Raw genomic sequence first — 19,380 nt, forward strand, 5'->3', positions numbered from 1 at the left:
GATCTCGAAAAATCATGAATCTGTTTAACTCCAATATATAAGGTTCCTGTTGAAAAATAGGCTATATCTTGAAAACCTAGTTCTTGACATAAATGATTTTTTACAGCAGTATGTATTGAATTTGTCAAGACTCCTCTAATATCTTTTAATTCGTGACTATAAAGTTTGTATTTTGTCCTAAATTCTGGAGCCAAATCTTTCAAATAGTTTTCTAATGAAAAAACCAAGTCAGATGGTGATGTAACCGATGCAATAGTATCAGCAATTCTGACTAAAATCCAAAGCAAGTTACCATTCTCATCATTTGAAAGCAATAAATCTCCATGATGCGTACTTCTTTTACTAACATTTCCAGATCGCATCAAATGTGCGTCTACTTCACCAGCAAAATCAACTAAATTAAGATTTTCATATTCTTTCTCTAGTCTTTCTAGAGGAATCGAAAATTCGGAATTGCCGATTTTTTGAAAGTCGTTAAACTTATGGATATCGTGAATACTGTACAAAGCTAGAGCTTTACGAATACTTGAATGATTTAAGCCATAACAGAATATTTTTTCAGCTTCAATAAACTTAATAATCTCGAATAAACCAAAAGCTCCATTAAGAATATGTCCGAGCATTGATTGTTCAGCTAAATGAGGATAATCTGGCCCTCCTTTCGCCAGGAGCAGATGATAATTTTTGTGATACATAGCTGGAATAACGATATCTATGTAATCTTGAATAGTCTGCTTTAGTTCTAATTGTCTCATATTCATCACTTCTTGGTTATCACACTAACTATTGTACAAGCTACTGGAAGAGCCTTTTTCCTACTGGATTAGCCGATATTCGTACTGATTCTTTTCCACATGACGCTTATCGAACTGATACCCGCGTTGCTTCAAGCTATGCATGGTGGCGGAGAAGCGATGGCTGATTTTGTCTACCAGTTCCTGGGTGGAGTACCAGTTGCCGTCAGACATCAGATGCAAGAGGCGATCGCCTAATGTTTCCTTCATCGGTCTTTCCCTCAAGTTGGGAATATTTTCAATTACAATTACCAGTATGGCATAGAAATCGCAAAAGTGCAATTACAAATTTAGATGGTTCGGAAAAAAGAAACGATTACACTGTCAATCCCGACAGGAACGAAGGCAAAACTGGAGGCGATCGCAGCTCGTCTGGAAATTCTCTGGGGAAGCAAACCCAGTATCTCCGGTTTACTGGTGGCGATCGCCGAACAAGCACCAGAAACCCAAAAGCTCTTTACCCTCAACAGCAGTCAAGTCCAGGCATTGCGTCAAGCGCTCAATCTCCTTGATGATGAGGGCTACATTGGAGAAGCTCGGACAATTCTGGATCTGTTGCTCAAACATGGAAATCTAACCCCACCCCTAAGACAATCCTTTGAGCAACTAGACAAACAACTGAGTCAAGCATGGCGTATTCGGGTCGATCGCTATATCGATCGCCAACAACCCTTTCGCCTGTGGTACGAAAATGCTCAAAACAGCAGGCTTATGTTTACCGTGCGATATGCTCAAGTCTCCTTTCATGAAAAGCGCTCCTACCTGGAGATTTGGTGCGATGAGACCGAAGATCTGATCAATACAGAGTTCCCCGAACTGATCCACAATCGTTGTTTGCGTTTCAATCGTATTCTGTCTATTGAAGATACTCCAGGATATTGGCAGCCGGAAGGTTTGCAAACCCTAGAAGTGTACTTGCACTTTTACAGGGGAATGGTCAGAGCCTATGAACCCAAAGGAGATGAAATCCAAGATCTAACTATTGGAGAGGTAAGACAGGTTGTGCGGCAAGTATCCAATCCCTTCTGGTTATTGCGGGAAGTGCGGCGCTATGGTGAAGACTGTGAGATTATCGCACCGCAGAAATTGCGCGATCGCTATATCGACGAACTGCGAAAGCAATGTCAGCGATATGGGATGGAGATGCCAGAACGGGAGTAAGGATAGGCGCGATCGAAAAGGCGATCGCGCCTTAATTCATCTTGGTGCAAATTGGTAAGCCATACCAGCAGGGAGCTTCAACCTCAGCCGACGAGAGTCATCCTGGATATCAATCTGATAATAAGAACCACGCAAATGAACATTACGAATCAAACTCACTGGAGGCATATTAATCACATCATAGCTAATCACTTGATGGGAAAACATCACATCCAAAGGATTGAGAGCATTGCGATAGAAAAACTCTTGTTCCGAAACTGAAGCTTTCACCTCTTGCAAATTGTTACAAGTAACTTCTGCCTTACTCAGCCATTTCCCCAAACGAATCCACTTCGGAAAGCGAATCTTTTGGGAACTAATCGCAAAACATTCAAACTTGCTCTCTGGCGCAACCTCCTTATTGCGTCCAAAACTCGGCCAGTTTTTCGCTGTTTTTTGCATCTCCACATGGTAGTTGTTATTAGCATACTTCCAAGTCGTGAGGACAGTTTGGTAATGGACTGGATAAGCAGGAGTCACATAAAGTCCCTGTTGATTCAAAGGGGTAAGATGTTCCTCATATTGGGGAACTTGATAGCGGCAAAAGTAGCGATAAGACTCAGTTTCATTAACCGTAGTTGCATATTGAGGATTATCCACCAATCCCAACGCATAACAGAGGGCATAATTGTGAATAATCGGTTCAGTTTCATACAGTCTCCCAATTTCACGAGTAGCGAAATAGAGACTATCATGAAGTTCCAGTTGCAGGTGATAAATAAAAGCCATAGTTGTTGTTCTATCAAATCCGGAAAATAAGTGATGGTAAGTCATTGCGAATGGAACGCAGTGGAATGAAGCAATCTCTACAATCTCGCGAATCTTGGTGATTGCTTCCCTGCGGTTGCAATGACAACTGTTTAAACAGATTTGATATTATTTCGCAGCAGCAGGTTTCTTCGGTTTCATATGAGCTAAAGCATAGGTTTTTGCTTCACCATCTGCCGTTGTTAACAACTCTTTCAGCTTGTCTTCATTGCCGATAATTTCCTTCACTTCCGTTAAGAGTGGCGTGAAGTTATCCCCGATATAATCCTGGTGAACCAGATACTCATCTTGCATTAAATCAGTCATTGTTGTTTGCGCTGCGGCGATTACATCATCTTCATTCAAGGGATCGTACCCTCCCAGTTTTTCTCCTTGCTTCAAAATATCATAAATCGCTTGAGTCCAGCGCAGATTGCTGGTAATTTCTCCATCAGCAAAAACCACACCAATACAGTGATTGCGAACCCGTCCCGTGCGAGTGGTTTGCGCTCCATAATGGCGGGTGCGTAAAATATTGTTGAAGACATAGAGAAAACTGGCTTCTGTGGGATCTTTTAGGGTGACGATACTGGGAAAAAAGACCTGGGGTTTAATGTGATCTTGTGGGTTAATGCGACTGGTAACTTCTCCCTTGTTGCTATCCCCTTCTCCCTTAGAAGCCATGGTTCCATTTTCAAAGGGAGCGTTTAGAGTAAAAGATTCGTGAGACTCAGCAAAATCAGTGATGGAAAAAGCAGTATCAACCACAACTTTTGATTTCTCCGAACCGGAATCGCCGATCGCAAATCCGTAGATAATACAGTCGGGATTGTCCATAGCAAATTTTACATTGTACTCGCACTCTTCAGCCGTCATCAATCCGTAGTTTCGCAGGAGTTCCCGACCAACGAGACGCTCTGGTGTAGATTGTTTGCGCTTGAACATGGCAAGGCGACTAATGGGGGTTTGATCTTGGATTCCGGCACGAACTCGTGATTTATTTAACTCGCCATCCGTTTGAAAGAGAGGATAGGATTCGGTGACACGGATGGTGAGGAAGTGAGCATATTTTCCCATGGGTTTATAAGGAATAGCATCATGGAAAAATTTGGCATCGACAGTAGTTAGAAATGACATAGTTTTGGTCTCCTAAATATAGTGAAAATAGGTTGTTTTGGGCAGGTTTGGGCGGGTTTACGAAATTTTTGATCGATTTACAGATTGATCGTAAAACCCGCCCCTACGAGTCTTTTTTGTTTTGTTCATATTCTTGATTTTCTTTGTCATCTTCGAGGCGATAGAGGAATTCGCAGGTATCGCGAATGAGGTTAATTTGTCGTCCGGCTAAACGGGCGCGATCGCCAGAAAAAGACTTCTCGAAAACTTCCACAACAAAATATTGAGCAAACTCCAATATTTTCTGTCGTTCTTCTTCTCTATTGTTGGATGGATATACCCAACGTCCTTCAGCCGTGGAATTATGCACCCGATCCATGAGTTTAGAAATCTCAGCAGCAACAGCAGCAACGAGCATTTCTCCTTGAAAGACGGCAGATTCAGCTTTGAGCATGGTTTCAGCAGCAATATCAATGGGTTTCAAGACAGCATTGGCTTTGGGGTTATATCGCTTATTGGCGCGATAGAACTGGCGATAGAGTTCGGTGAGTTTTTTGGGATGGTTTAAGGCGGATTCTTCTGACACGATTAACTCCCGATCTTCATAACTACAATAGGGATCGAAACAGGGATAAAAGGCATAGGCATAGAGACGGATTTTCTTAATTGAAACATTCTCGATATTTTGTCGGCGCACCCATTCATTGAGTGAATGAAATACAGTCAGAGGACTGGTTTGCAAATCTCGCGCCAGTTCCGAGAGTTTACCCCAGTGGGCATCATATTTTCCTTTGCCTTGTTTGGCGTTAACATCGAGGTGAATGGCATAGGCAGCAGTGAGGACTTTAAGGGGTGCAGGATAAAGTTTTGTGCCGTGCTTTTCCTTCCAGCCTTCGAGGATATAGTCGAGGCGAAAATAATCGGCTTGCACTAAGGATTGGAAAGCTTGGGGGGCGCTATCGAGGAAAACGGTTTGCTCGAATTCTGCGCCATCCTTAAACGGGGGAATAGGAGATTCAGAAACAACGGTTTTCACATCTAAAATTAGGGGAAACGCAAAGGCTAACCAAGTGGGCATTACCCAAGATTCGGTATCGGTTGGATCTCGCCCTGGGGGGAGTGCCATAAAGTAGAACGTGAGAGGCTGATTTTCGGGATACGAGAGCTTGAATGTGCGGTCAAATTTGCGGTTGGGATCGTCTTCGGGTAAGGCTTTTTTCGTTGCTAAATTTTCTTCCATGAGAAAAACATCGGCGCTTTGATAATTGTCCCGGCTAAAATCAGCTTTCAAGTCATCGTTGATAAAATGGTTACGCAGACTCGTATTAAACCGAGTTTGAGCAATATTCCGGTAAGCTTGATGTAGAAACTTGTTGGTTTCCGGGGTGAAGTAGTAGGTGGGATAGAAGTAGAGATAGCGATATTTGCCATCCTCAAAGCGTTTGCCAACGGCTTGGGTTTGATTCATCAAAATTTGCCTGAGCATCATCTCTGTGCCCGAAATACTGGAGATATTGCGCTTGGCATTGGAGCCGCCTAACATCTGTTTATTGGTGTAAACTTGGGGAGTGAATAAAACGGCTGACTCCATTTGTTCGCTGACGCTATAGGGAGAATGGGAAATGGAGCAAATGAGCTGTTTTCCTCGTCCGGGTTTTTTCGCCAGTTGGTAATGCTCCAATTCTTTGAAAAAGATGTCAGCTTTTGCCAATTCTTGCGGTTGATTATCGGGTAACATTACCACTTGTTCCACCCATAACCGCACATCTTCCCAACCATCGGCTAAGGAATATTGCTCTAAAATGGGATTAATGAGTTGGGCAATATGGGAAATTAGCTTTTCACAGGTTTCGCGCACGTCTTCGATACCGGGATGGTGTTGGAGATATTTAGCTGCGAGAAAGTACCATTCATAGGGAACGCCTCCGGTATTTCCTTTGAGTTTTAAGGCTTTTAAGCTCTGGTTAATCTGCTGAATTTCGCGAATTTGCGGTAAGTATGGTTCCAGTTGCCAAAATTTGGCGACTTCATGCACTAAATCGAGATTGGGTAATGGGGATAATGTCTTCTCTTTTTTGCGAGTAGCTTCAATTTTGTGGACTTGCTCTCCCCAAATCTTGCGGGTGAGAGCATCTCCGAATTCCGCGAGGCGATCGCATCTGATATCATCGCTGAAGCTAAAGTCATAGTCGGCTGAGAGTACCTGTTTTTGCTGAAACTTGATTAAGTTATCGCTGCGGCTTTTGGCAACGGAAGGCTTTTTATCATGTAAAATCCGCAAGGTTGCCTGTAATGCGACTTGCATTAAGCCCACAATATCGAAAAACTGTTCGTAATAATCAGCATATTTCATGCCTTTACCATCGCGACTAAATCCCGTTTGTCGCAGAACTAATTGATTTCGACATAAGGCTTTAATTTTGTCTACGACTCGGTTAGGTAAGTCTTCCCTGGAAATGGGGGGAGCATCTCGATGAGCGAGGTAAATTACGCCTGTGGGAAGATAGAGTAAGGGTTTGTAATAGTTACCCTCTCCCCCAACCCCCTCTTCCGTGGGAGATGTGTTGCCCTCTCCCCCAACCCCCTCTCCCACGGGAGAGGGGGCATTTAGAGCTGTATTGCCTTCTCCGCAAACTCCCACGGGAGAGGGGGCATTTAGAGAAGTATGAGCTTCCATTAAGGCGTTATTGACGACATTGGTTAGCACGCCTCGGTTTTCAGAAATGCTGTGATAGGTAAACTTTAGTTCTCCGTCGCTGAGGCTATGAATGAGTTGTTGCAGGCGCGGAGTTTCTGCATCTTGGGGATGTTTGATAATGGAGGAAAGGGAGTCGGCTAAACAGGCAAGTTCGGCTAGGCAAATGAGAGTGCGATCGCGTAAAGTCGGATTTAGTCCAAATTCGGAAAAATTCCAGTTCGTTCCCCATCTTCTCTGAGCATTGTAGGCAACACAGAGTAAATCATCAATATAGTCTTGATAACCCTGGGGATTTTCGGGATCTAAAAACCGATCTAATCCCAATTGGAGGATTTTCTGGGCAATGATTTGCCGATGCTCTTCCTTTTGCAGATTCCGGCAATCTTCCGGCACATCGGCAAATTTCTCAAAGTCATGGAGAATAAACCCGGCAATCAGTAAGCGGCGCTCTGGCTCATCAATTTCCCGGCGCACGGTGGTATTCAATTTTTGCAGTTCTCGCTCGACTAAGTTAGCGGGAAATAATCCATTGAGTAGATGGGTGTTCAAGGATTGATCGGCAGCATTGCGGCGATCGTATCCTTCTTCGCGCTCCTCATCTAGGCGATCGAAATATTTGCCACCTTTAGCCGTTACGCCAATTGTATATTTGAGTAAATAGGGAAGCACGTACTCGGCAAAATCCGCCATGATGCGATCGCCTGGATTTTCTGCTGTAATGGCTTGTTTGAGTAGCTTTAGCGTCAGCAGTTCGGTAGGTTGTGAGGCAATTTCACGAGTTGTTTTGTCTAAACCGAGATCGATTTCTTCTGAATCCCATTCCTCTTCTAAGTCTTCGTCTGTTTCTGGTTCAGAGGGATTGCCAATATCAAATAGGGAAAGTTGTTGTGTTTTTGGATCGGATTTCCGTTTTTTAGCCACGATCGTCCTCTAGGGGATCTAAATATTGGATAATTTGTCTTTGATACTTGGGATATTCCTGTAGAGCGAGTTCAATTCTATTGTAGACTTGTACTGGATCGATTTCATCATACAGATAGATTAATTGATTTCTTAACCTATTCAAGGATTCTAAATTTTCAGCTAATTCTAATTCAAGAATATCATATTTGCTGATTTCAAGAAATAGATCGCAATCCTTTTTAGTTTGTGATATACCTAGGCTGTTGAGCAGATGTAGATTGACATCTAATGCCACTTCAGAGGCAAGGTGTAATAAGCGCTCGACAACTAATTGTGTATGGGAATTCTTGAGGTAGTCGGCTAACACAATGAAACGGAAAGACTCCAAGTGATTCAGATAATGATTCAAAAAGTCAAGTTTTCTGGAAATAATATGGGAATTGATTTCTAAACAATCCATTCTTCATCTCCTTTGCTCTTCAAGGTGTACGCGAGAGTATCGATCAGCAGTGCCGATTGTCCGAAGGCAATAGAATAAGGTGCGCTAGGATCGAGCAGACTGTTGGCATCGCTGATGGGGTAAATCTGGAAATGCATCGGCAAACGTAGACGCGATCGCACTTCACCCACTGGAAACCGCAACACATAGCTCACCAACCCCTGACGCTTCAGACGCTTATTAATACCATCGATCCAAGGATTTTCGGGTTGCCAAACTTCCAACCCCACCAAAACCTGAACCTTCCAGGCATCCGCCACCGGTTGCAGATCTCCGGGATAAATGAACCGCCAATTAAGGCGCTCTTCCCGATAAGCGTGCAGTTTCATAAACCCCAAGCAATGGCGAAATTGTCCCTTGGGAATCACGGTATTCAGGCGATCGCCAGTTTCCCGAAGCGAATACATAAACGCCTTCTCCGTCATCACTTCGACATCCAAATTTCCCAAAATCCCCGGTAACTCATAGGTTTTGAACCGATCTGCCTCATGGGTTTCCGTCAGATCGTATAAACCGTATTGCAAGCTACTCGAACCCCGGAAACTTGCCGCATCTTCTAAAATTGGATTTCCTGTTTTATTTCCTGATAGCTCTTGCCATTCTCTTTCCCATCGTTTGCTCAAGCCATATAACTTGACTAGACGAGTCTTAAAAATCTGTTCCGATATCGATTCAAAGGCTTCAGCACTTTTCTCGTAAATGGCTCTAACTGTCTTATGCTTCAACTTGCTGCACAAAACCATCGACTGCACCGCACCCCACCGGGAATAGTAACCGCGAAAGTCATTGATTTGGCGATAGTTTTCGGTAATTTGCTGGTGGGAAAAGGGGCGATCGCAACGGCTTCCTAGTTCTAAGGGTGCAGTTTCTCCACTAAACAGGCGTTCAACCAAAAACTGGGGAACCAAAGCATAAGCCGTAAAGCCATCAAACGGGATATATTTTCCCTCCCGATGGTAGCCCTCATGTCGTCCCAATCGTCCTAATCGCTGAATAAAATTACCCCCATCTGCCGCTTCAAAGAATAGGAAGTTAATCTTAAAGTCAACCCCCACATCAATGGTGCTGGTTCCAATCACCAAATCTGCCGAGAGAGACTGAGCTTTAACTTGTTTTCCGGATAATCCGGTATTTTCGCCAACCTCTAAGCCATAGGGAGAGAGTAAGTTACTAAAAAATGGAGTGAGTCGCTTGACTGCGGCAATAGAATTCAGAATAATTGCGCCTTTACTGCCTGGCTTTTCCTGAAACTGTTTGACAATCAACTCGCTGTTGTCTTTTAGCCACTGTTCTGAAGAATTCCCTGATGATTCCAACGGGATGAAGTTTAGCACTATTTCTCCCGTAACTCTGCGCCAATCTTGTTCTGACAAGGCTTGCGCTTCCTCTGGAGTCTCTGGAAATTGATACTTCTGCTCGTCGATTGGATTGATTTCACAGCAACGAAATCCAGCATCTTTTAATTTTTCTTTGAACTCTGAATTCGGTGTAGCTGAGAGAAATAAAAACTTTTTACGCCGGTTGGTACAGCGAATTAAAAGCAGAGTATTGATGACGCTGGCAATTTGGGGAGCGGCAAAAACATGGAATTCATCAAAGATAAATAAGTCAAAGTTTTTATCGAGTCTTTGCCATAATCGATCGGGACTGTCTTTCGGGGTGAGATATGCGCCTCGATGGAGATAGTGAAAGATATCTGGGTTGGTTAAAATAATATCAGATTGCATGATGCGAGTGGCGATCGCCCCAGATTTCTTCAAACCCTCTTGTTCAGCATACAGTTCTAACTCTGCCCCACTTAACCGCACCACCCGCAGATCGTTGCGCGGTTTGAACGTGGCGATATAGTCTTGAACCTGCTTCTCTTGATCTCGCGCCAATTCATTGGTGGGGTAAAGGGCGATACAATATTCTTTACTTTGCAAACTGGATAAATAGGCGGCTAAACTCTTACCATCTCCCGTCATCGCCGTATTAAACACCACATCAATGTCCGGATTTTGTAGCGCTTTCCACGTCTCCAACTGATGCCAAGATAATCGCCAATTTTCGGGGAGTTTAATCTTGTCAATTGATTCGGTTGCTGGACAAGAATAAACAGATTTTAGGGTAATGGCATACTCATTCATGGGTTAATTGCCTTGAGTAAAAATAGTTTTTTCATCGCTTCTTCACTCATCACACTCACTATTCTACAAGTCACTGGAAAAGGACTTTTCCTAGGTGCGATCGCCTAACATTTCCTTCATTTCCATATTTTTGTGTCCGTAACTGCTTGATATCTCCCATAATAGTTCTGAAAATAGAGAAAATCAACAACTACACCTAAAAAGTGTCCGTACAAACATGAGTCGTAAAGGTCAATCCATAACTCTATCCGTATCCGAACGAGACAAAGCCCATTTAGAGCAACTTGCGGAAGAATTCGGCATGACATGGGGAGACAAGCCGAATATCTCCAAGTTAATTACGGCGATCGCCCGGCAACAGCTCCGCATCGCTCCCAATAACGACTGGTTACCGGAGCGGATCGAACTGCTCAACCGCGTTAGAAATCTACTAGTCGATCATCGAGAAGTCACAGAAGCCAAGGAAATTGCCCAAATATTGTGCGATCGCGGCGAACTCTCGCTTCCCCTAAGACAAGAAATCGAAGCCTTTCTCAACGCTCCCATTCCCGCATGGAGAGAACAAATTGAAACCTTCATCGATCGTCAACAACCCTTCCGCCTCTCCTACCGAGATGCCGCCGATCGCCTGTTTCATTACACAGTTCTTTATGCTCGCATTATCCCCATTGAAAAACGAGAATATCTGCTCTGTCGTTGCCAAGAAACGGAAGGGAATTACGATATCAAAGAACTCTGCCACAATTGGAGCCTGCTGCTAGAGCGCATCCAAGAAGCCGCCGTAGTTTCTGTTAACCAAAAATGGCAACCCGACTTAGAATACATCACCGTAGAATTGCGCCTATCTGGAGGATTAGCCTTTGGATACCGCAGCAAACCCGGCGATCGCTCCGTTGGCAACCTCGAAGGCGATCCCCCCACTCGACAGGTAATCCGCCAGATCTATAGTAGCTTCTGGTTCATGCGCGATATTCGCCCCTACGGGAAAAACTGTGAGATTATTGCACCGCAGAATCTGCGCGATCGCTACATTCAAGAACTGCGAAAGCAATGTCAACAATATGGCATTGCTTTCGCAGAAGAGGGCGATCGCCCCTAATCCTCTCAAACCTTCTTGACATTATTAAATATCGAACTCTAGGTTTGATACAATCAACCCATTTAGTCTTTCAACGGGAGATAAACCAGTTATGACACTCTTCGGTAACCTGATCTGGTTGATTTGTGGTGGATTCATCTCTGGATTGGGCTATATTATCGGTGGTCTGGGTATGTGTATCACCATTATCGGAATTCCGTTCGGTTTACAAACCATGAAAATTGGTTTTGCCACCTTTACCCCATTTGGTAAAGAGATCGAAGTGAGTCCCGGTGCATCTGGCGTAATTCCCATGATCTTGAATATCATTTGGGTGGTTTGCTTTGGTTGGGAAATTGCCCTTTCTCACCTCCTCCATGGGGCGCTTTTATTTATTACCATTATTGGTATTCCTTTTGCTCAACAGCACTTTAAGTTAATTCCTTTAGCCTTGTTTCCCTTCGGACGGGAACTTCATTAGCTGGGGTGCTTCTAAGAAAATACCGAAGCTAACCCCCCGATCGCCTAAGAGTAGACGGTTACAATTCTGGAACAGTCTATTCGTGTTTCCGCTTGTTTTTTTTCCAGAATTGGATTATAACAGCTAAGAGGTAGCCAATAGTATCCGGGTAATCCCAGATGAATTTAGGAGACAGTTAGCTAAAGCAGCGAACGGAGATTTGACCTGATGAATGTGAGTTTTGTTCTTTTGACCTTTTCAACCCTGATGGCTGCCGTGTTTAATCCTCTGGTATCCGATCGCGTTTTATCCAACCAGTCGAAAATGTCCTTACTAGAGCAGCTTGAGCAAGATCAAGTGCAGTGTAATGTGTTTGTGGTTGAAGGAGATCGCCTACAAAGAGTGTGTCAACTTCGCTAGGTTATGGTTTGAGGTACTCTAGCAATAGGTACTCTAGCAATAGAAAATGTCCTAGCACTCTCTTTCTCTGCTATAGAACTCCTCTCTTCTATAGAGTACAGCCTGAAATCTTAGATCCCAAACCATACAAGCTATTGCCTATTGCCTATTGCTATCAGGGAGTTAATCAGTTGAATTAATCGCTGTTCCTCACTAGCCGGTAATGCAGGAGAAATGGGTAAATATAGTAGGGTTTGTATTAGTTCTTGAGCGTGTGGTAACGGGCTTCCTTGCGGTGTCGGAATGGCAATTAAGCTCGTATTTCCTTGAGTAGCATCAAAGCCAGAATCGCGCAGTGTTTTCATCCAAAGCTTAGGCGATGGAGTTTGAATCGGAACGACCCAAAACGAGTGTTGAGTAGCACGATATCCGGGCCAGATAACCGAACTATCGAGTTGACTTAAAAGCCTTTTTGCTCTAAGGATACGATCGCCATAACTCGGACAAGTTTGCAGCCGATGAGCCAAAAATTGCAATAACAGTTGAGGGGGTTTTTGCCTCAGTTGGGGGATGAGTTCCCTAGATCTAAACCCTCTGGCGCTCGATCCGATCTCCCGATCTACATCTTTACCTAGGAGCTGTATCGATCGCACCAGAGCATTATACAGATAAGGGTCACAGATCGCTTTAATAGCTAAATATTTGATCAGGCGTTGTCTATACCAGCGATCGCCTTTGAGGGGATAGCGATCGCCAATTTCTCTCATTTTATTGGCCAGAGCGTAATCACGAACAATCGCCACACCACCCCCCAATGCCGTACAAGTCTTGATCGGGCCGAAACTAAATAAACTCACCTCTACTTGTTCATCCCCCAAGTAATAAGACTGAGCAAAAGCTTGGGCACAATCTTCTACCAAAATAATCTGATGTTGGCGACAGAGGTCAATATACGGCGCGAGAGGAATAATTGATCCAAACAAATGGGCCATGACAAATAGACGGGTCTGAGGCGAAATGAGGCGGCGGAAATGGTCTAAATTAGGAGCTAAGGTATCTAAGTCTAGATCGACAGGAATGGGAACCAGACCATGAAATTCAACAATCTCAACCATGTGGCGTACATTCACCCCACTCATGAGCACCCCGGTCCCTGGAGGAAAATCCAGTGCTTGCAAGAGCAAATCGAACGCTGTTCTAACGGAGAGGGTGACTTGAAGAGAACGGGAAGGGGGCCAATGGGAAGCGATCGCCCCTTCTAATTCTAATCTCGACTGTGAACCCCCAACGAATCCACCGATCAGATCTGGCCATTGCACATCCAATCCCAAGCGTGGATAGGTTTTCAAAGCTCAGTTCCTATCAACCAATAGGTCGTCATCATCCCTTTCCCCTTCACCTCAATTTCACCCCGCTTTTCAAATGAATAGCGATGTTTAAGCCGTTCATAGGCCGCTTCAGTCACCTGAATTTTACCCGGAATGCCCATAGATTCCATACGCGAAGCCACATTCACCGCATCTCCCCACAAATCATAAATAAACTTCGCCATCCCAATTACCCCAGCCACCACAGGACCTGTACTCATGCCAATTCGCAATTGAAGCGGTTGACCATTCGGTTGACGAAAGCGAGGAATTGCCCGTTGCATATCCAGCGCCATTTGGGCGATCGCCTCCGCATGATCCTCACGGGGCATCGGAATCCCACTGACCACCATATAAGAATCCCCAATAGTTTTAATCTTTTCCACTTGATGTTTTTTCGCCAATTTGTCAAATTGAGAAAAGATTTCATTGAGCAAATTGACCAACTCCGTTGCCGAAATTCCTGAAGACATGCGGGTAAAGCCCACGATATCAGCAAACAAAATGGTCACCTCATCAAAGCGATCGGCGATCAAATTTTTCTCTTCCTGTTTCAGCCGTTGGGCGATCGCCCCGGGCAATATATTTAAGAGCAAATCTTCCGACTTCTCCTGCTCTGCCCTTAAGGCGGCTTCCGCCTCCTTCCGCTTTGTAATATCCTCTACTGTTCCCTCACAAAACAATAAATTTCCTTGCTCATCGCGAACGGCTCTAGCCTTCTCAGAAGTCCAAATAATACTGCGATCCTGGCGATACACCTGAGAATCAAAATTAGAGACCGCATTTTCCCGCTCAATCAACCTCATAAACTCTTCTCGACGACCTGGATCGACATAAAGATGAGTCCCCACATTTCGCAAGCGCTCCATTAACTCCTCTGGAGACGAATAACCATACATCCGAGCCAAAGCTGGATTGGCACTCAAATAGCATCCATCTGGAGTCAGTTGAAAAATACCTTCGGCTGCATTCTCAAAAATACTTCGATATTTTTCTTCTGCCGCCCGCATAGCATCCACAACTCGCTTGCGTTCCGTGATATTCCGAGCTACCCAAATCACGCAACTATCTGGCATCGGAGAAACACTAGCAGCAAACCACACCTCATTTCCCTGCGTATCCTGAGAGAGAAAATCCCGATTTTCCGCCACCATTCCTGGCATCAGAGAAACAGGCAAAGAATACTCTAAGTTCATGGTTTGCCCCGTTTCTACAACCGCCTGAATTTGCTGGGCAAAAAGCTCTGCTTGTTCGGGAGGAAAAACATCATAAACCGTTTTTCCGATGCGATCGGTCGTGGGACTAAACAAGGTCTCCGAATTCGTCGAAACTACCTTCATAAACCGACCTTCAGCATCAAACACCGTAATAATATCCGTCATCGCCGCAAACAATGCCCGCAATTCTGCCTCAGACACCCGCAGCGCTGCTTCCACCCGTTCCCGTTCGGCTACCTCCACGGTTAACTGATCCACCGCCTGCTTTAACTCAACCGTTCTTTCCTCAACTCGCTGCTCCAACTCTTCATTCAGTCGCCGCAGTTGCTCCTCTGCTTGCTTACGCTCGGTAATATCCTCAACCGTTCCCTCGTAATAGAGCAAATTACCCGCCTTATCCCGCACCGATCGCCCATTCTCGGAAATCCACGTTAATTTGCCATCCAACCGGCGAATCTGGGACTCAAACCCCACAATAGAATCGTACTGCTCTAGCAAATTAATAAATTCTTGTCGTCGTTGAGGATCGAGATAAAGCTGAGACTCAACATCAATAAGCATACTTTTCAAGTCTTCTGGGGAGCCATATCCATAAATTCGAGCTAAAGCCGGATTAGCACTTAAATAGCGCCCGTCGGGAGTCGTCTGAAAAATGCCCTCCACTGCATTTTCAAAAATCGTCCGATACTTATTTTCTGCTTCGCGTAGAGCTTCTTCTGCTTCTTTGCGTTCGGTAATATCAATTCCGACTGTAAAAGCCGCCTTATTCCTATCATATTTTTGGGCCACAATCAAGAATATTCGATGTTTTCCCTTAATACGCATCGCCACTTCCCGAAAGGCTTCCAGAGTATCACTGGCAAAGAAATCTTGCACAAATCGATCGAATCCATCACTACTCCCTAAAAAGCCCAAGGGTTTGCCAGCAAATTCTTCTGGGGGCAAATTAAAGATCTCTGCTAAATGACGATTAACTCCCAGGTAGCGCAGATCGTGACTAATCCAAGAGACCGTTCCCGGTACCGCTTCTAAAATGGCTTCTAATTGATCTTTAGCCGTGCGCAAGGCATGAAGGGCTTGATAGCGTTCAGCAATCTCTGCCACAAACTGATCGTTAGACTCCTTGAGCGCTGCCGTGCGAGCCTCTACCTCAGACTTGAGTTCAGCTTCTGTTTTTTCCCATCGGCTTTCCCAGTCAGCCTGAGTTGACCGCAGTTGATGTTGCAAGTTAATCACTTGCTGGCGCAGGCTGACTAATTCCTGTACCAATTCTTCTTTCGTTTTATCCTTGTCTCTCATCGGCTGGTGTTTCGGACTGAGTCCGACATGAACAGGTACCTGTAAGGAACGGTGCATCATGTTTTTATGGTTGGTATGGTTGGCATCAGCGGCAAACTGTCTTGCTGCTTATCGCACCCTGTCACATCTGGAGTTGTAGCAATTAGATTAGATGGAGAAACTTACTTGGCGAGGAAGTATCGTTACATCCGCTCAGATTAGGACTGAGATTTGTTCTAATATTGAGCTATGATAATAGATTTTATGATGGCTGAGGGTCATAGATCTCTAAGTCCATTTAAGTTTTAGTCAAAGATAAAAGAGTGTTATTATCCTCTCTCCAAGGAGATTGTCAAGGGAACCGGATCATCTGAAGAAGACAGTCGATCTATGTTGGAATGTCAAGGGTCATGATAGGATAAGCCTCTGATCGCCTAACTGTTCTATTGTGTCTTTCTAGAGGACTTAACGCCAAGGGACGATCTGCCAATTGTGCTTGTTTGTTTTATGATTCAGGAGTTGATGATGAGCGATCGGCCGATTCCAGTAATTGTCAATGGTGCAGCCGGGAAAATGGGCCGAGAGGTCATTAAGGCTGTTTCCCAAGCTGAGGATATGAAGTTGATTGGGGGGGTGGATCTCAATCCGGATCATAAGGGCAAGGATGTAGGAGAAGTAGCTGGATGTGGCCCTCTAGAAGTCCCCGTTCTGAATCAGTTGGAGTCGATGCTAGCCTATGGGACTCAAGAGAGTCAGTTGGGGGTAATGGTAGATTTTACGCACCCGGATTCGGTCTATGAAAATGTCCGCAGTGCGATCGCCTATGGTATTCGTCCGGTGGTTGGGACAACCGGTCTGAGTCCCCAGCAACTCCAAGAGTTGGCAGAATTTGCCGATAAAGCCAGTACGGGGTGTTTAGTAATTCCGAATTTTTCTATTGGTATGGTTCTATTACAACAGGCGGCCATCCAAGCGTCAAAATATTTCGACCATGTAGAGATTATTGAACTCCATCATGACCAGAAAGCAGATGCTCCCAGTGGAACAGCGATAAAAACGGCCCAATTGTTAGGTGAGTTAGGTAAATCTTATAATCCTCCCAAGGTCAAGGAGAAGGAAAATATAGCGGGAGCGAGGGGAGGTTTAGCGGATGAGAATATTCGGATTCATAGCGTGCGCCTTCCAGGGTTAATTGCCCATCAGGAAGTCTTATTCGGTTCCCCTGGAGAATTATATACCTTACGCCACGATACCAGCGATCGCCTTTGCTATATGCCTGGCGTTCTGTTAGCTATTCGTAAAGTCTTAGAACTGAAAACTCTGGTCTATGGTCTGGAGAAGATTCTGTAATTTATAATTTATAGAGTTTAGTTTCTTTAACTGATGACATTACAGCTCGAAGCGCTGTAATTCTACAGCATCCCGGCCATCCACCTCTTTTAAGTAAACTTTCACCTTTTCTTCCCTAGAGGTGGGCAACTGTTTCCCCGCGAAATCTGGGTGAATGGGTAGCTCCCGATGGCCCCTATCCACCAACACCACCAACCAAATTTCTGCCGGTCTTCCATAATCACTGACTGCATTCAGAGCCGCTCGAATCGTTCGCCCTTTATAGATGACATCATCAACTAAAACGACGGTTTTCCCTGATAAATCGAGGGGAATTTCTGTCTTTGCAGGCGTTCTTACCCCAATTTGCTCCAAGTCATCCCGATAAAATGTCACATCTAATGCTCCCACCGCAATAGGGGTTTGTTCGAGCAACATGATTTGTTCAGCAATTAAATGGGCCAAAGGAACTCCACGGGTATGGATACCCAATAGCACGATTTGGGATAATTCCCCTGATTTTTCAATAATTTGGGAAGCTAACCGAGTTAAGGTTCGACGAATTTCGTCAGCATCAAGAATTTCAACAATTTGAGTGGCCATAATTGCACTGAGATAGGGAGGACTTCGGACAAGTTTCGGGGAAGTGGTCTTTTGATTATCGTCGATTCACCGGAAAAAAGCGAGGGCGATCGACAGGGTAGCTCAGAAGAGGTCTAAGCCCCAATCCGAGAGGCGGAATCCCAGGCTAATCCCTAACCCTAACCAAATGAGAAAACAATGGCGAGTTAGGCTTAGGGCTTTGCTGATAGAAGTGGGGGTAATGGGGTGGATACGATCGCCTAAAAGGGGTTTGATTTTGATCGTTGTGCCGTAGCGATTGACTCCCCCTAATTGCACTCCTAAAATGGCTGCATAGACACATTCACTCCATCCAGAATTAGGGCTAGGGTCATGGACTGCATCCCGTTTGCACAGAACCCAAACTTTTTTTAATTGACCGGATAATAGACCCAGAGTAATCACTGTTAAGCGACAGGGAAGCCAAGTTAGTAAGTCTTCCAGCTTGGCACTAAACCAACCGATATATAAGTAGGGAGATTCTCGATAACCAATCATTGAATCTAAGGTACTGGCAGCCTTATAACCCATCGCCAGAGGGAGTCCCCCCAAACCAGGAATTAGACTGCCCAAAATAGCATAAAAGAGGGGCGCTGTCACACCATCAATGGCATTTTCAGCGATCGTTTCTAGGACGGCCCGAAGAATTTCTGGTTCATTGAGGGTTTGGGTATCTCGACCTACATACAAACTGAGCTTTTGGCGAGCGTTGGGGAGATCTCCAGCTTGTAGATGATTGAGGACATCCAGGGCAGCATGGTGTAAACTTCTGCCCGCAAAACAACTGGCTAAAAGTATGCTTTCAATACCGATTCCTAGGAGAGGATGACCCTTGTTAGCCAGCCAGACGATTCTATCACTAACTAGGGCCGCCATGCCTATGAGGGTAAGCCCTAGGATAACTCCTGCCCACCGTTGGCTCTGGGGAGAGTGGAAAGATTTAAGGATAAACTCTGTGCCCTGAGCAATCAGTTTTCCCATGAGTTGAACGGGGTGAGGCCAATGCCAAGGATCGCCGATCGCAAAATCCAGAATTGAGGCGATCGCTAAAGAGATCTGGGGCCAGAAGCATACCATAAGTTTTTGCCCTAAACCACAAAATTACTGGCTTCCCCTTGGGAGGCTTGCCAACTACGAGCATCGAAGTAGAGATCTTCTAGGGAAATAGTATACAGGGATTCTTTAAGTTTTTGATGGAGGCGATTCCATAAACTATAGGTTACCCAGTCTTCTACTTGATTGCTATCGGGAGGACGATTGGCTAGAGAAGGTAAGCTTTCACCGACTGCTTCGAGGACTTGCCCTAGAGAAATATGGGCAGGTTGATGGGCTAAACCGTAGCCTCCTTGTGCCCCTCGAACAGAATAAACTAAGCCCGCTTCTCGCAGTTGAATTAAGAGTTTTTCTAAATAGGCAGCCGAGATATCTTGACGAGTGGCGATCGCCTGCACAGATGACGGGCCATAGCCGGGTTGTAAGGTTAAATCTAACAGGGCCTTAACACTATAATGACCCCGGGTTGTCAACTTCATCTCTAGGAGAATC

17 protein-coding genes are annotated in these 19,380 nt (G+C 44.8%); 5 read left to right on the plus strand and 12 right to left on the minus strand.

The genetic code is table 11. The annotated features are described in order from the left end of the window. A partial coding sequence (cas10d, locus tag AC3A14_RS10390) for a type I-D CRISPR-associated protein Cas10d/Csc3 (RefSeq protein WP_487778991.1) occupies positions 1-755 on the minus strand: 755 nt, incomplete at its 3' end. Positions 756-815: 60 nt separating this feature from the next. Next, positions 816-1,004, minus strand: a complete 189-nt coding sequence (locus tag AC3A14_RS10395; RefSeq protein WP_318732886.1) for a hypothetical protein — start codon at positions 1,002-1,004, stop codon at positions 816-818. Between the two features lie 84 nt (positions 1,005-1,088). Between AC3A14_RS10395 and AC3A14_RS10400 the strand changes: the two genes are divergently transcribed. After that, positions 1,089-1,955: a helix-turn-helix transcriptional regulator gene (locus tag AC3A14_RS10400; RefSeq protein WP_318732887.1), complete on the plus strand. Its 867-nt coding sequence runs from the start codon at positions 1,089-1,091 to the stop codon at positions 1,953-1,955. Positions 1,956-1,991: 36 nt separating this feature from the next. Here AC3A14_RS10400 and cas5d read toward each other — a convergent pair whose 3' ends face one another. The 5 genes from cas5d to cas3 all read right to left on the minus strand — a co-directional run bounded on the left by cas5d (position 1,992) and on the right by cas3 (position 10,086). After that, positions 1,992-2,723, minus strand: a complete 732-nt coding sequence (gene cas5d / locus AC3A14_RS10405; protein WP_318734339.1) for a type I-D CRISPR-associated protein Cas5/Csc1 — start codon at positions 2,721-2,723, stop codon at positions 1,992-1,994. Between the two features lie 147 nt (positions 2,724-2,870). Then, positions 2,871-3,878 carry a type I-D CRISPR-associated protein Cas7/Csc2 gene (gene cas7d, locus AC3A14_RS10410; RefSeq protein ID WP_318732889.1) on the minus strand — a complete coding sequence of 336 codons (1,008 nt, stop codon included), beginning with the start codon at positions 3,876-3,878 and terminating at the stop codon, positions 2,871-2,873. Positions 3,879-3,981: 103 nt separating this feature from the next. Next, positions 3,982-7,476, minus strand: coding sequence for a type I-D CRISPR-associated protein Cas10d/Csc3 (cas10d, locus tag AC3A14_RS10415; protein WP_318732890.1), 3,495 nt, complete (start codon positions 7,474-7,476; stop codon positions 3,982-3,984). Continuing rightward, positions 7,469-7,918, minus strand: coding sequence for a type VII toxin-antitoxin system HepT family RNase toxin (gene hepT / locus AC3A14_RS10420; protein WP_318732891.1), 450 nt, complete (start codon positions 7,916-7,918; stop codon positions 7,469-7,471). Before hepT ends, cas10d (AC3A14_RS10415) begins: the two co-directional genes overlap by 8 nt. Continuing rightward, positions 7,906-10,086 carry a type I-D CRISPR-associated helicase Cas3' gene (gene cas3 / locus AC3A14_RS10425; RefSeq protein WP_318732892.1) on the minus strand — a complete coding sequence of 727 codons (2,181 nt, stop codon included), beginning with the start codon at positions 10,084-10,086 and terminating at the stop codon, positions 7,906-7,908. Before cas3 ends, hepT begins: the two co-directional genes overlap by 13 nt. A gap of 217 nt (positions 10,087-10,303) precedes the next feature. Here cas3 and AC3A14_RS10430 point away from each other — a divergent pair, with 217 nt between their 5' ends. The 3 genes from AC3A14_RS10430 (at position 10,304) to AC3A14_RS10440 (ending at position 12,044) form a co-directional block, all read left to right on the plus strand. Further along, entirely contained in the window at positions 10,304-11,185 is an 882-nt protein-coding gene (locus AC3A14_RS10430) for a WYL domain-containing protein (protein WP_318732893.1), read from the plus strand. A gap of 91 nt (positions 11,186-11,276) precedes the next feature. Beyond that, positions 11,277-11,645 (plus strand): YccF domain-containing protein, encoded by a 369-nt coding sequence (locus AC3A14_RS10435; protein WP_318732894.1) that lies wholly within the window; start codon positions 11,277-11,279, stop codon positions 11,643-11,645. A 207-nt stretch (positions 11,646-11,852) separates the two neighbouring features. Further along, a complete protein-coding gene (locus tag AC3A14_RS10440) occupies positions 11,853-12,044 on the plus strand; it encodes a hypothetical protein (protein WP_318719018.1) in 192 nt (63 codons plus the stop codon). Between the two features lie 131 nt (positions 12,045-12,175). On the opposite strand, the gene AC3A14_RS10445 is transcribed toward AC3A14_RS10440, so the two are convergent. Next, a complete protein-coding gene (locus AC3A14_RS10445; RefSeq protein WP_318732895.1) occupies positions 12,176-13,372 on the minus strand; it encodes a DegT/DnrJ/EryC1/StrS family aminotransferase in 1,197 nt (398 codons plus the stop codon). After that, positions 13,369-15,966, minus strand: coding sequence for an adenylate/guanylate cyclase domain-containing protein (locus AC3A14_RS10450; protein ID WP_318732896.1), 2,598 nt, complete (start codon positions 15,964-15,966; stop codon positions 13,369-13,371). Before AC3A14_RS10450 ends, AC3A14_RS10445 begins: the two co-directional genes overlap by 4 nt. A gap of 441 nt (positions 15,967-16,407) precedes the next feature. On the opposite strand from AC3A14_RS10450, the gene dapB reads away from it, so the two are divergent. After that, a complete protein-coding gene (gene dapB, locus AC3A14_RS10455) occupies positions 16,408-17,235 on the plus strand; it encodes a 4-hydroxy-tetrahydrodipicolinate reductase (RefSeq protein ID WP_413039032.1) in 828 nt (275 codons plus the stop codon). 39 nt (positions 17,236-17,274) lie between these two features. On the opposite strand, the gene pyrR is transcribed toward dapB, so the two are convergent. The 3 genes from pyrR to AC3A14_RS10470 all read right to left on the minus strand — a co-directional run bounded on the left by pyrR (position 17,275) and on the right by AC3A14_RS10470 (position 19,367). After that, a complete protein-coding gene (gene pyrR, locus AC3A14_RS10460; RefSeq protein WP_318732898.1) occupies positions 17,275-17,817 on the minus strand; it encodes a bifunctional pyr operon transcriptional regulator/uracil phosphoribosyltransferase PyrR in 543 nt (180 codons plus the stop codon). A gap of 102 nt (positions 17,818-17,919) precedes the next feature. Beyond that, a complete protein-coding gene (gene cbiB, locus AC3A14_RS10465) occupies positions 17,920-18,912 on the minus strand; it encodes an adenosylcobinamide-phosphate synthase CbiB (RefSeq protein WP_318732899.1) in 993 nt (330 codons plus the stop codon). An 11-nt stretch (positions 18,913-18,923) separates the two neighbouring features. Beyond that, the gene (locus tag AC3A14_RS10470; RefSeq protein ID WP_318732900.1) at positions 18,924-19,367 is read right to left on the minus strand and encodes an Rrf2 family transcriptional regulator; all 444 of its coding nucleotides are present in this window, start codon (positions 19,365-19,367) and stop codon (positions 18,924-18,926) included. Positions 19,368-19,380 lie beyond the last annotated feature (13 nt).

This window comes from Roseofilum sp., from assembly GCF_982964205.1.

Coding starts and splice junctions, on each gene's coding strand:
- cas7d (WP_318732889.1), bottom strand. CDS start 3,878: ATGTCATTTCTAACTACTGTCGATGCCAAATTTTTCCATGATGCTATT.
- AC3A14_RS10400 (WP_318732887.1), top strand. CDS start 1,089: ATGGTTCGGAAAAAAGAAACGATTACACTGTCAATCCCGACAGGAACG.
- cas3 (WP_318732892.1), bottom strand. CDS start 10,086: ATGAATGAGTATGCCATTACCCTAAAATCTGTTTATTCTTGTCCAGCA.
- hepT (WP_318732891.1), bottom strand. CDS start 7,918: ATGGATTGTTTAGAAATCAATTCCCATATTATTTCCAGAAAACTTGAC.
- AC3A14_RS10435 (WP_318732894.1), top strand. CDS start 11,277: ATGACACTCTTCGGTAACCTGATCTGGTTGATTTGTGGTGGATTCATC.
- cbiB (WP_318732899.1), bottom strand. CDS start 18,912: ATGGTATGCTTCTGGCCCCAGATCTCTTTAGCGATCGCCTCAATTCTG.
- AC3A14_RS10450 (WP_318732896.1), bottom strand. CDS start 15,966: ATGATGCACCGTTCCTTACAGGTACCTGTTCATGTCGGACTCAGTCCG.
- AC3A14_RS10395 (WP_318732886.1), bottom strand. CDS start 1,004: ATGAAGGAAACATTAGGCGATCGCCTCTTGCATCTGATGTCTGACGGC.
- AC3A14_RS10470 (WP_318732900.1), bottom strand. CDS start 19,367: ATGAAGTTGACAACCCGGGGTCATTATAGTGTTAAGGCCCTGTTAGAT.
- dapB (WP_413039032.1), top strand. CDS start 16,408: ATGATGAGCGATCGGCCGATTCCAGTAATTGTCAATGGTGCAGCCGGG.
- cas5d (WP_318734339.1), bottom strand. CDS start 2,723: ATGGCTTTTATTTATCACCTGCAACTGGAACTTCATGATAGTCTCTAT.
- AC3A14_RS10440 (WP_318719018.1), top strand. CDS start 11,853: ATGAATGTGAGTTTTGTTCTTTTGACCTTTTCAACCCTGATGGCTGCC.
- AC3A14_RS10430 (WP_318732893.1), top strand. CDS start 10,304: ATGAGTCGTAAAGGTCAATCCATAACTCTATCCGTATCCGAACGAGAC.
- pyrR (WP_318732898.1), bottom strand. CDS start 17,817: ATGGCCACTCAAATTGTTGAAATTCTTGATGCTGACGAAATTCGTCGA.